Annotated in this window: 12 protein-coding genes; 3 read left to right on the plus strand and 9 right to left on the minus strand. The window is 40.0% G+C overall.

Annotation, left to right across the window (positions count from 1 at the left end; translation table 11 throughout):
• Positions 1-3: 3 nt before the first annotated feature.
• From ACP14Y_RS14975 to ACP14Y_RS15010, 8 genes are all read right to left on the minus strand, one after another.
• Positions 4-336 carry a DUF59 domain-containing protein gene (locus tag ACP14Y_RS14975; RefSeq protein WP_349562599.1) on the minus strand — a complete coding sequence of 111 codons (333 nt, stop codon included), beginning with the start codon at positions 334-336 and terminating at the stop codon, positions 4-6.
• Positions 333-764, minus strand: coding sequence for a SufE family protein (locus ACP14Y_RS14980; protein WP_424963739.1), 432 nt, complete (start codon positions 762-764; stop codon positions 333-335). Before ACP14Y_RS14980 ends, ACP14Y_RS14975 begins: the two co-directional genes overlap by 4 nt.
• Positions 764-1,999 carry an aminotransferase class V-fold PLP-dependent enzyme gene (locus tag ACP14Y_RS14985; protein WP_424963740.1) on the minus strand — a complete coding sequence of 412 codons (1,236 nt, stop codon included), beginning with the start codon at positions 1,997-1,999 and terminating at the stop codon, positions 764-766. Before ACP14Y_RS14985 ends, ACP14Y_RS14980 begins: the two co-directional genes overlap by 1 nt.
• On the minus strand, positions 2,000-3,178 hold the full coding sequence (gene sufD, locus ACP14Y_RS14990; RefSeq protein ID WP_424963741.1) for a Fe-S cluster assembly protein SufD: 1,179 nt from the start codon (positions 3,176-3,178) through the stop codon (positions 2,000-2,002).
• Between the two features lie 2 nt (positions 3,179-3,180).
• Complete coding sequence (sufC, locus tag ACP14Y_RS14995) at positions 3,181-3,936, minus strand: Fe-S cluster assembly ATPase SufC (RefSeq protein WP_349562595.1); 756 nt, start codon at positions 3,934-3,936, stop codon at positions 3,181-3,183.
• A 5-nt stretch (positions 3,937-3,941) separates the two neighbouring features.
• The gene (locus tag ACP14Y_RS15000; RefSeq protein ID WP_424963742.1) at positions 3,942-4,373 is read right to left on the minus strand and encodes a four helix bundle protein; all 432 of its coding nucleotides are present in this window, start codon (positions 4,371-4,373) and stop codon (positions 3,942-3,944) included.
• A 34-nt stretch (positions 4,374-4,407) separates the two neighbouring features.
• On the minus strand, positions 4,408-5,853 hold the full coding sequence (gene sufB / locus ACP14Y_RS15005) for a Fe-S cluster assembly protein SufB (RefSeq protein ID WP_424963743.1): 1,446 nt from the start codon (positions 5,851-5,853) through the stop codon (positions 4,408-4,410).
• 156 nt (positions 5,854-6,009) lie between these two features.
• Positions 6,010-6,471: an Lrp/AsnC ligand binding domain-containing protein gene (locus ACP14Y_RS15010; protein WP_349562593.1), complete on the minus strand. Its 462-nt coding sequence runs from the start codon at positions 6,469-6,471 to the stop codon at positions 6,010-6,012.
• Between the two features lie 406 nt (positions 6,472-6,877).
• Between ACP14Y_RS15010 and ACP14Y_RS15015 the strand changes: the two genes are divergently transcribed.
• The 3 genes from ACP14Y_RS15015 to ACP14Y_RS15025 all read left to right on the plus strand — a co-directional run bounded on the left by ACP14Y_RS15015 (position 6,878) and on the right by ACP14Y_RS15025 (position 10,611).
• Positions 6,878-8,566, plus strand: a complete 1,689-nt coding sequence (locus ACP14Y_RS15015) for an AMP-binding protein (RefSeq protein ID WP_424963744.1) — start codon at positions 6,878-6,880, stop codon at positions 8,564-8,566.
• 2 nt (positions 8,567-8,568) lie between these two features.
• A complete protein-coding gene (locus tag ACP14Y_RS15020) occupies positions 8,569-9,513 on the plus strand; it encodes a DUF3078 domain-containing protein (protein ID WP_424963745.1) in 945 nt (314 codons plus the stop codon).
• A gap of 87 nt (positions 9,514-9,600) precedes the next feature.
• Positions 9,601-10,611 (plus strand): sterol desaturase family protein, encoded by a 1,011-nt coding sequence (locus ACP14Y_RS15025; protein ID WP_424963746.1) that lies wholly within the window; start codon positions 9,601-9,603, stop codon positions 10,609-10,611.
• A gap of 134 nt (positions 10,612-10,745) precedes the next feature.
• Here the strand turns inward: ACP14Y_RS15025 and ACP14Y_RS15030 are convergent, their stop codons facing one another.
• Positions 10,746-11,648: a mechanosensitive ion channel family protein gene (locus tag ACP14Y_RS15030; RefSeq protein WP_424963747.1), complete on the minus strand. Its 903-nt coding sequence runs from the start codon at positions 11,646-11,648 to the stop codon at positions 10,746-10,748.
• Between the last annotated feature and the right edge of the window lie 62 nt (positions 11,649-11,710).

Below are 11,710 nucleotides of genomic sequence, written 5' to 3' on the forward strand. Positions count from 1 at the left end.
CAATTACATAAAGCCAAGCTCCAACTTTGCCTCCTCAGACATCATGTCTGTAGCATAAGGCGGATCGAATGTCAGCTCTAAATTCACTTCATTGACGCCTGGTACTGCTTTTACGTTAGCTTCTACTTCACCGGGTAAACTCTCGGCTGCAGGGCAGGAGGGAGAAGTCAATGTCATTATGATTTCCACGTTATTTACCGGCAGGATATTAATCTCATAGATTAATCCAAGCTCATACACGTCCACAGGAATTTCAGGGTCGTACACATTTTTGATTGCACGAATGATGTCCTCTTTCAGTGCCAGGGTGTCGTTATTTGTTTTCGTTTCGCTCATGACGCTTGTTTTGCTGTTAGTGCCAGCGCATACATTTTCATTTGCTTGATCATCGCTGCAAATCCATTGGATCTTTGCGTGCCAATGAACCGATCCATCCCAATTTGTTTCGGGAAGTAGATTTCTGCATTCATAACATCTTGTGGTGCCGATTGATTCAATACACGCACAAGCAAACTGACAAGACCTTTCGTTATAGCTGTGTTGGAATCAGCTTTAAACTGAACGCGATCGTTTTCCAACCCAGCAGTCATCCAAACTTTGGACTGACAACCCTTCACTATATTGTCTTCGATACGATCTTCCTCTGAAAAGGCGCCCAACTCAGTTCCAAGCTCCATGATATAATCCAGCGTCATTTCCATGTCACCATCCAACATGGAGAATTCTTCGATGATTTCTTCCTGTCTTTGCTTGATTAGATCCATCAGCTAAATTTCTTTACAATGCTTTGCAATGCATCACAAAACACATCTATTTCTTCTTTGGTGTTGTAAACGGCAAAAGAGGCGCGTACAGTTCCATCGATTCCCAGATGATCCATTAGAGGCTGAGTGCAATGATGGCCTGTGCGAACGGCCACTCCACGAACATCCAAAAGTTGTCCCAGATCATATTGATGAACATTGTCGATAAGGAAAGAGATCACACTCGCTTTATAATCAGCGGTACCGATGGCTCTGAATCCCGGTATACTTTCGAGTCTAGTGTTTGCATACTCAAGTAGCTCATGTTCATAAGCCTGAATGTTCTCATGCCCCAATTCATCGATGAAATCCATGGCATATTTAAATGCAATCACATCTCCGATGTTGGGTGTGCCAGCCTCAAACTTGTATGGGATATCATTGTAGGTGGTTCCGTTAAACGATACATCTTTGATCATCTCTCCACCTCCCTGGTAAGGAGGCATAGCTTCCAATAAATCTCTTCTCCCATACAAAATGCCTACACCCGTTGGTCCATACATTTTATGACTGGAAAGGGCTAAAAAATCACAGTTGAGTTCCTGAACATCAATTTGAATATGGGGTGCTGCCTGAGCCGCATCAATAAGTGTGATGGCTCCCACATTCTGAGCAGCCTCTATGATCTCTTTTACTGGATTAATTGTTCCCAGCGAATTAGAAATATAATTAACTGCTACAAGTTTGGTTTTGCTGCTGAGGAGACTTTTATACTGATCAAGCAATATTTCACCCTTTTCGTTGATTGGGATCACTTTGATCACCGCACCTGACCGCTCTGCTGCCAATTGCCAGGGTACAATATTGGAATGGTGCTCAAGCTGAGAAATAACTATTTCATCTCCTTTACTTAAAAACTTAGATCCCCATGATTGAGCGACCAGGTTTATGCTCTCGGTAGTGCCTTTGGTAAAGATGATTTCGTCAGCCTCTCCAGCATTAATGAACTCACTAACTCTTTCACGTGTCTCTTCATAAGCCTTAGTAGATCGCTCGGCGAGGGTATGAATCCCACGGTGAATATTTGCATGATCTTTCTCATAAAAATGAGTCAGTGCATCAACTACTGGCTTTACTGTTTGAGAAGAAGCGGCATTGTCAAAGTAAATCAACGGCTTTCCATTTACCTCCTGCTCAAGAACCGGGAACAGGCTCCTGATTTTTTGGATGTCAATACTGGCAGTTACCGTTGGCATTTATACTAGTTTTTGATCAATCAATCCTTGAATCTCCTCTTTTACAGATGATGCTTTTACATGCTCCATGGTCTCAGCCGCAAATGCATTAAGAATCATGGCTTTTGCATTCTTTTCGTTGATACCTCTGGCTCTCAGATAAAAAATAGCATCCTCATCTAGCTGACCTGAGGTACACCCGTGAGAACATTTTACATCATCTGCCCAGATTTCTAACTGTGGCTTGGTGTGAAGCGTAGCATCCTCAGAAAGAAGAATGTTGTTGTTTGACTGGAAAGCGTTGGTCTTTTGTGCATCCTGTCTTACATATATTTTTCCGTTGAATACACCGGTAGATTTCTCATCTAGTATGCCTTTGTAAAGCTCATTGCTAAATGAGTTTGGTTTCATATGATCCACAGAAGTATTGTTGTCCACATGGGATTTTTTATCCAGCAGAAAAAGCCCATACATGTGTCCTTCACAATTTTCAGCGTTTAGATTAATGGTCAAATTGTTTCTGACCATCGCTCCCTCAAAGGAGAAGGTGTTATTATAAAACTGACCATCTCTTTCAACATGTGCCAGTACAGTCTCGTGACTAAATGTGTGATCATTGTAGTTCTGCACTTTTGTGTGATATCCAAAAGCATTTTTCCCCACAGTAAACTCAATGTATGAGTTGGTAAACGTATTTGTATTGGTTGGAGTGATCAGTTTTTCCACCACACGGAAAGTATGACCATCTTTTACATTCACCTTGATTCGGGGATTCGAGAATCCGTTGGAATTGAAGTGGTAGATGAATACCGGCTCTTCATAACCTGATTCCATTTTGATCTCCTCTTTGGCATAAGCCACATTTAACAGACTAAATGGATCGTGTTTACCTTCAGATACTTCAGCAACCTCGAATTTCAGGGCAGCAGAAACGGACGAATGATCCTTGGATAGCTCTCCGTTGATGAAAACGAGATGACTTCCCTCTTCCTTATACAGAAGCGAAGCGTCAAAAATATTTTCACCGGTGGCTTCAAAATCGATGTTCTTTTCCAGGTTGGAAGTGATGGGCGTGAACTTATAGGCTTCAGACTTACGATGGGGGAGTCCCACTTCGTTCAGCATGTCCAAAGCCTTTTTCTGCACTTCATTACCCTTAAAAGTACTTTCGAGATTTTCTAATATGGCAGGTGTACTCATGATCATACCGCAGCTACTTCTTCTTTGATCCAGTCGTATCCTTTTTCTTCCAATTCTAGGGCCAGGCTCTTATCACCCGATTTTACAATCTGGCCATTATAAAGTACATGCACAAAATCAGGCACGATATAATCCAGCAGACGCTGATAGTGTGTAACTACAATTGTTGCAGTTTTATCACTCTTCAGTTTGTTGACGCCATCAGCAACAATCCTTAAAGCATCAATATCAAGGCCTGAATCTGTTTCATCTAAAATTGACAGCTTAGGCTCCAGCATCGCCATTTGAAAAATTTCATTTCTCTTTTTCTCCCCTCCTGAGAAGCCTTCATTCAGTGATCGGCTAAGAAGGGCCTGATCCATGTCAACAAGCTTCATTTTCTCTTTCATAAGCTTCAGAAAGTGAACAGCGTCCAATGCTTTCTCACCTCGAGCCTCCCTGACCTGATTGATGGCGGTCTTAAGGAAGTTGGTTGTAGATACGCCAGGGATTTCTACCGGGTATTGGAACGCAAGGAAAATACCTTTTTGAGCTCGTTCATCAGGACCTAATTCCAGCAAATCTTCGTTTTCGTATGTGATAGAACCCTCTGTCACCTCATAATCTTCTCTTCCGGCAAGAACAGAAGCTAACGTACTTTTACCAGAACCATTCGGTCCCATGATCGCGTGTACTTCACCTGCTTTTACTTCCAGGTTTATGCCTTTTAGTATCTCTTTATCCTCAATTGAGGCGTGTAGATTCTTAATTGAAATCATTCAGTTCAAAGTTTTTTGTTCAAAGTTTTTTCGTTTTGAGAGCCTTTGCTAGAAAATTTAATTCCTCTCAAATCAGAATTTCTCAAATAATTCATTAAGCCACTTATCATTTTACTAGTTTCTTCTGTCATTTCATGCATCTCAGAAAATTCTGTTTCTGTCAAATACCTTCTATCCTTAGCTCTATATAATTGTGACCTCACCTCACCACATGAAGCTTTTGCAATTGATAAGAATTGATTGAATTCTTTATTTCCATTTCTTTCAAATCCCTCAGCTATATTATCCATAACAGAACCTGAGGATCTGTTAATCTGGTTTATTAGTTCAAAATCTCTTACTTCAGAATTATCAATTAATCTTTCAAAAATTAATTGACATAATTCTCTTGCTTTTTGCCAAGAGTTCAAGTCTTCAAATTTTTTGATAGTGGCCATAGATTATAAACTAGAAACTTGAAACTTTGAACATTTACCCTACGCTTCCTTCAAGAGTCAGGGCTAATAGTTTTTGAGCTTCTACAGCAAACTCCATCGGAAGCTTATTCATCACCTCTTTTGCAAATCCATTAACAATTAGCGCAACTGCTGTTTCTTCATCTATCCCTCGCTGTTGACAGTAAAAGATTTGATCTTCACCAATTTTAGAAGTAGTTGCTTCATGCTCTACCTGAGCAGATTTATTTTTAATATCTATATATGGGAATGTGTGTGCGCCACATTTATCACCCATGAGTAATGAATCACATTGTGAGAAGTTTCGTGCGTTTTCTGCACGCTTCATAATCTCTACCTGTCCTCTGTAGCTATTTTGAGATTTACCAGCAGATATCCCCTTAGAAACGATTCTGGATCGGGTGTTTTTACCCAAATGAATCATTTTGGTGCCGGTATCAGCTTGTTGGTAATTGTTAGTAACTGCTACTGAGTAAAATTCACCAACAGAATTGTCTCCCTTTAGGATACATGAAGGGTATTTCCATGTTACAGCAGACCCGGTTTCAACCTGAGTCCACGAGATCTTAGCATGGTCTCCGGCACAGATACCTCGTTTAGTAACGAAGTTGTAGATGCCACCTTTACCATTCTTGTCACCCGGATACCAGTTCTGTACCGTTGAATATTTTACTTCTGCATTTTTCGCTGCGTAAATTTCAACCACTGCGGCATGGAGCTGATTTTCATCTCGCATTGGAGCAGTACAGCCTTCAAGGTAGCTAACATAGCTATCGTCTTCTGCCACAATCAATGTTCTTTCAAACTGACCTGTATTTGCTGCGTTAATTCGGAAATAGGTCGACAATTCCATTGGACATCTGACCCCTTTAGGGATGTAACAGAAAGATCCATCAGAGAAAACGGCAGAGTTGAGCGCGGCAAAATAGTTGTCATTCGCCGGCACAACCGAGCCTAAATATTTTTTTACGAGCTCAGGATGTTCATGAACCGCCTCGCTAAAAGAACAGAAGATCACACCCAATTCAGATAGTTTTTCCTTAAATGTCGTAGCAACCGAAACCGAATCGATCACAGCATCTACTGCTACACCAGTAAGCCTTTTTTGCTCCTGAAGAGAGATGCCCAGTCTTTCAAAGGTTTTTAGAAGTTCAGGATCTACTTCATCCAGGCTTTTTGGTTTCTTATCCTGCTTCGGAGCAGAGTAATATCTGATCGCTTGGTAATCTACTTTTGGGTACTTGACATTGGCCCAATTTGGCTCAGTCATTTTCTGCCACTGACGGAAAGCTTTTAGTCTCCACTCAAGCAACCATTTCGGCTCCTCTTTTTTTGCAGAAATGAAATGAATAATATCTTCATTAATCCCCAAAGGAGCCTCGTCAGCCTCGAAATCTACCGACCAGCCGTGCTCATATTCTTTGGAGGTGAATTCTTCTAATATTTGTTCGTCAGTACTCATTTAGTCGCCTTCAATTCAAAGTGCAAAGGTACACCTTATTTATAGTAATTCTAAATAAGAACAATGAAGTTATTAGAAGGTTCAGGATAAGTATAAGAATATCTTAATACTCTATAAAATTTTCAAATAACAATGCTCATCTCTATTGCTAGCGGCTTAGAAGGTTAAGTGCTTATTGACACTTTCTTCCAGCGATATGAAGGTCTCAGTACTTTCAATTCCATCTACTTTTTGGATTTTATCATGTAAGACATCTCGTAAATGTTGTGTGTCCTTACAGTAGATTTTGCAGAAAATATTGTAATTACCTGTAGTGTATCTAATTGTAGCTATCTCACTGATCTCTTTTAGTTTGGCTACCACCTCATCATACATTGAGCTTTTTTCTAGATAAATACCAAGAAAACATGTGATGTCGTATCCAAGTTTACCATAGTCAATCTTTAAGGTTGTGCCTTTCACTATCCCCATCTCTTCGAGTTTTTTCATGCGCACGTGAACGGTACCACCGGAAACAAAGACTTTTTTTGCCACTTCCGTGTATGGCATTTTGGCATCCTCCGATAGGATATTCAATATCTTCAGATCTACATTATCAATTTCATAATTTTTACTCATATCTCACACTTGATTTTAGAAATTTGCTATTTAAAACGTTTTAAATTGAATTATATGTAAATATTATTCTAAATTATTGAATTTATTTCAATAAAACTATGATTCTGTTAAATTTGAATCATCAAACACACTGTAGAGTGGTGAAACTGGCAGACATGCCCTCCTCTCTCGGGGGTGGAGATAAGGGATAAATCCCTGTATGTTCTCTCACGGACAAGATTCGGGAGAGAACGAACGGGACTAACTGCTCCGTGGAGGTTCGAATCCTCCCTCTACAGCTTTGGGTTAATGTTGTTTATTTTGAGGTCTTGGTAGGGGTGCCAAGGCCTTTTTTTTTGGTCTATCCTTTTTCAGTAAAGTGCATACCTTATCTTTATCAGCTTTAAAAAATAACTCAGCCCGAAATATGAAAAAACAAGTCTGGCATGCCAGCTACCCCGATGGAGTGCGTAAAGAGATTAGCCCCGATACGTATGGTTCACTATCTGAAATGGTAGATGAACGAATAGATCACTATAAGGACCTGGTAGCATTTGAAAATATGGGTAAGGAAATGACCTTTTCTGAGTTAGGTCAGGCCATAGACCAGTTTGCTTCCTATCTGCAAAACCATACGAACCTAAAACAAGGAGATCGTGTGGCTATTCAGATGCCAAATCTACTACAATACCCTGTGGCACTTTACGGTATTTTAAAGGCAGGAATGGTGGTAGTAAACACCAATCCGCTTTATACCCCAAGTGAGATGCTTCATCAGTTTAATGATTCAGGAGCGAAAGCGATTGTGATCGTTGAAAATTTTGCCAGTAATCTGGAAGAGATTCTAAAGGAAACACAGATTGAGACAGTTGTAGTAACAAAGATTGGTGATCTGATAGGCGGACTAAAAGGGAGTATCGTCAACTTCGTGGTGAAAAGCATCAAAAAGATGGTGCCTTCATTCAACCTTCCTGAGGCGGTAAAATTCAAAGACGCTTTGAAGCTAGGAACAGAAAGGCCAGCTACGAAAGTAGCGATGGAAAGTTCAGAGCTCGCTTTTCTTCAGTACACCGGAGGCACTACAGGTGTATCGAAAGGAGCTATGCTGACGCATCGAAATGTAATTGCCAATATTGAGCAGGTTTGTGAGTGGATGCTTCATGGCGGATTGGAAGAACGAAAAGAAATATTCATTACCGCACTACCAATGTATCACATTTTCGCATTGACATGTAATGCGTTAATGACAGTCAGGATAGGAGCTAGAAATGTACTTGTGACCAACCCTCGCGATATGAAAGCATTCCTGAAGGACCTGGCAAGACACCAGTGGTCTATTCTCACAGGAGTTAATACTCTTTTCAATGGGCTACTGAATCAACCAAAGTTTAAGGATTTAGATTTTTCAAAAGTGAAATTTTCCTTTGCAGGGGGGATGGCTTTACAGAAATATGTGGCTGATAAATGGTCTGAGGTGACAGGCACCCCGGTTTCAGAAGGATATGGGCTGACAGAGACGTCACCAGTACTTACTGCCAATCCGCTTCGAAAGGATGCAGAAACCGGATTCATAGGGATGCCGATCCCGAGCACTGAGGTGGTCATCTTAGATGATGATGGGAAAGAAGTAAAAACAGGTGAGCGTGGAGAACTATGTGCAAGGGGTCCGCAGGTATTCCAGGGATATTGGAACAGACCAGAAGAGACAAAAAACTGTTTTCATGATGACTGGTTTAAGACCGGGGATATAGCAGTGATGAACGAGCAGGGATTCTTCAAGATCGTTGATAGGAAGAAGGAAATGATTTTGGTTTCTGGATTTAATGTGTATCCCAATGAAATTGAGGATTGTATTGCGCTTCATGATAAGGTTCTGGAAGTAGGGGCCATTGGCGTGCCAGATAAAAAGTCTACCGAAGCGGTTAAGGTTTACATCGTTAAAGCAGAGGAAAGCTTAACAGAAGATGAAATAAGAGCTCACTGCGAAGAAAACCTTACTGGCTACAAAAGACCAAAGTATATCGCTTTCACCGATGAGTTACCTAAATCAAATGTTGGTAAAATTTTAAGAAGAATACTTAAGGAAAACGATTTAAAAACAAATTCATACGATTAAGAATGAGATTAAAAATTACCGCTCTATTAGTTACATTATCAACCTCATTATTCGCCCAAAATACCACTCCTGCTGACACTTCCTATTGGAGAAATGGAGGTACAGGTTCTATAACTTTCTCACAAGTGTCACTTACTAACTGGGCAGCAGGAGGGCAAAATTCAGTGGCCATCAACTCCAATTTAAGTTTGTTTGCTAACAGGGTGAAGGGAAGAGGTAAATGGGAAAACTCAATGGATCTAGCCTATGGATTGATTAGACAAGGGGATGCGAGCTTTACCAAGTCAGACGACTTGATAAACATTGTGACCAAGTATAGCTACCGCATGAATCGGGAAAGTGGAAAGTGGTTTTTCAGCGCGTTGATGGATTTTAAAACCCAGTTTTACGAAGGGGTAGACGAAGAAGGTAATTTCATTTCCGATTTTATGGCACCAGGTTACCTGACAATCGGTTTAGGGGTGTCATATGACCCTACTGATCAGCTGAGTTTTTCTTATCAGCCTGTGACTGGTAAGTTCACTTTTGTCAAAGATCAGGAATTGGCTAATCAGGGAGCTTACGGTGTAGATCCGGCCGTTTTCGCTGCAGATGGAACTACAGTAATTACTCCGGGAAAGAAATCAAGAGCGGAGTTTGGTTCGTTTTTCAGAGCCAAATACAAGAATGATATTTTTGAAAGCAGGCTTGAATTATTCACCAGCTATATAGAGAATTTTGGAACCATTGATGTGAACTGGCAAAATGCTTTGGTAATGCAACTTACTAAAGTGCTATCAATGAATGCCTTTGCTCAGTTGATTTATGATAAGGATATAAAGATTGGTGCTGATGATAACGGAGATGGGATAATCGACGAGTCCACAGAACTCAAAGATCGTGTTCAATTCAAAAGTGTGATTGGAGTTGGACTTACTTACAAATTTGGCAAACAAAAGACTGAATAATCATTTAATTTGAATCAAGTCGATTCACTATATTTTTTGATGTAATCTTGCTAGTCCAAATAACTTTATAAATCAAAACATAGAAATATGCCAGAGTTTAATGTAGGAGATAACATGATCTACATATTCCCAATTCTACTAGCCTTCATGGTGGTAGAGTTCCTTGTTGCAAGACATGATTATGAATTGAAAGATTCATTGGCTGGGTTTGGGATCGCGGCAGGTGCGGCATTGATTTCATTCTTCACTAAAGCATTTACAGTTGTTGTAATCTTTCAGGGCGTTTTCAATTTCTTTGAACCACTACGAGCTGAATATTTGGGATATGCCACCATTGGTTGGGCTTGGTGGGCATGGGTTCTAGCCATTTTAGCTGACGATTTCAATTTTTATTGGCATCATCGTTGGAGTCATACGGTAAGACTACTTTGGGCAGCACATGTTCCTCATCACTCTTCAAAGAACTTTAATTTGGCAGTGAGTATTAGAAACGGATGGTTCATTACACTTTATAAGCCGATTTTTTGGCTTTGGATGGCAGCTGTTGGATTTGAACCAATCATGATTGGGTCGGCATTAATCATCAATGCGACTTATCAGTATTTTCTTCATACCAAGTTGATTGGTTCTTTGGGATTTTTTGGAAAAATATTCAACAACCCACATGTGCATGCGGTACATCATTCAAGTAACATTCAATATCTAGATAAAAATCACGGAGGAATTCTTCTGATTTGGGATCATCTTTTTGGGACGTGGCAAAATACGATCAAAGATGTAAAACCACATTACGGTATTTTGAAGAGCCCGGATACGTATAATCCGATAAAATTGAACACGCATATTTTTGTAGATATTTTTAATGATGTAAGAAAGGCAAAGAGCTTTAAGGAAGCCTTTATGTACATCTTTGGCCCTCCGGGATGGAGTCCGGATAATAGCTCTCTTACAGCAAAACAAATACAAGAACTGTATTACGCAGGTAAAATCAGCGCTGACATGCAGTTTGAAGGTGTTAGTCTTGAAAAAGAACTCAACTCCATCAAAGAAGAAAGAGAAAGCAGCGACAATAAAGAAAGTTCTGAAAAAGCTGCTTAATTAATTTATGACAACATTAAGAAAAGGGGTATGCGAATACCCCTTTTTTTTATCTCACGCCATGAATAATAGAAATAATACGGAGACTAATAAGAGAGTGCTCAAACTCTATTAAATACTCAGTGGCTACTATCTTACTCTTCGAGCTTCGTAATTATTGGTTGAGTTTTGACATGTATATCTCTTTGAGGGAATGGAATTTCTATTCCCTTTTCTTTGAACTTCTCAAAAATTTCAAAATACAGTTCTGTCTTCAATCGTCGAGGTTTGTCCGTGTGAGTGGAAGTCCAGATGGCAAGTGTGAAATTGAGTGAGCTGTCTCCAAATTCATCAAAAAAGACATGGGGGGCTGGATGTTTCAGTACATGCTCATTTTCCTCAGCCACTTTAATGAGAACATCTCTAACTTCTGCAGGATCTTCCGCATAACTCACGCCTACAGGGATGTCAAATCTAATGTTTCGGTCATTATGGCTCCAGTTGATTACGCGGGAGGAAATGAATTCTGAGTTTGGTACGATGATGGAGACATTCTCATTGGTAAGAATGGTGGTTGCTCGAACGGAGATATTGATCACATCACCTTCCGTATCACCTACGACAATTCTATCCCCAACCTTGATAGGTTTTTCAAACAAAATAATGATGCCTGAGATAAAATTGTCAGTAATATTTTGGAGACCAAATCCGATACCTACACCAAGTGCTCCAGCTAATAGACTTAATGAGCTCATGTCAATTCCAGCACTTTGGATAATGAAGATGGATCCAACAAACATCAGCATTACACGAGTGATTAGACCGATGGAATTTCGAGCGCCTTTTTCCATATTGGCTTTCACCAATATTTTGTTGACTAATAGATTTCTAAACCTTTTGGCCAGAAAGGTCAAAATGGTGAAGCTTACAATGAAATAAAGAATAGTTCCCAGGGTGATCTTGCTCTCTCCCAGACTAAAAAGATTGGTGGTAAAGATTTCACCTACTTTGGTTAAGAACTCGATCAGATCTTGCCAGACATTTCTTAATGGCTCCATTCGATTTATCTATGGGTTGGACTATAAAGCTAACTCTGAAAGTATGAAATTGATTGGAGGTT

Origin of the sequence: Ekhidna sp. (assembly GCF_965247405.1) — a bacterium.
Classification (GTDB): Bacteria; Bacteroidota; Bacteroidia; order Cytophagales; family Cyclobacteriaceae; genus Ekhidna.

Bases quoted from the DNA above. Each gene is read 5' to 3' on its own strand.
- ACP14Y_RS15015 (WP_424963744.1), top strand. From the start codon at position 6,878: ATGAAAAAACAAGTCTGGCATGCCAGCTACCCCGATGGAGTGCGTAAA.
- ACP14Y_RS14975 (WP_349562599.1), bottom strand. From the start codon at position 336: ATGAGCGAAACGAAAACAAATAACGACACCCTGGCACTGAAAGAGGAC.
- ACP14Y_RS15010 (WP_349562593.1), bottom strand. From the start codon at position 6,471: ATGAGTAAAAATTATGAAATTGATAATGTAGATCTGAAGATATTGAAT.
- sufD (WP_424963741.1), bottom strand. From the start codon at position 3,178: ATGAGTACACCTGCCATATTAGAAAATCTCGAAAGTACTTTTAAGGGT.
- sufB (WP_424963743.1), bottom strand. From the start codon at position 5,853: ATGAGTACTGACGAACAAATATTAGAAGAATTCACCTCCAAAGAATAT.
- ACP14Y_RS14985 (WP_424963740.1), bottom strand. From the start codon at position 1,999: ATGCCAACGGTAACTGCCAGTATTGACATCCAAAAAATCAGGAGCCTG.
- sufC (WP_349562595.1), bottom strand. From the start codon at position 3,936: ATGATTTCAATTAAGAATCTACACGCCTCAATTGAGGATAAAGAGATA.
- ACP14Y_RS15030 (WP_424963747.1), bottom strand. From the start codon at position 11,648: ATGGAGCCATTAAGAAATGTCTGGCAAGATCTGATCGAGTTCTTAACC.
- ACP14Y_RS15000 (WP_424963742.1), bottom strand. From the start codon at position 4,373: ATGGCCACTATCAAAAAATTTGAAGACTTGAACTCTTGGCAAAAAGCA.
- ACP14Y_RS15020 (WP_424963745.1), top strand. From the start codon at position 8,569: ATGAGATTAAAAATTACCGCTCTATTAGTTACATTATCAACCTCATTA.
- ACP14Y_RS15025 (WP_424963746.1), top strand. From the start codon at position 9,601: ATGCCAGAGTTTAATGTAGGAGATAACATGATCTACATATTCCCAATT.
- ACP14Y_RS14980 (WP_424963739.1), bottom strand. From the start codon at position 764: ATGGATCTAATCAAGCAAAGACAGGAAGAAATCATCGAAGAATTCTCC.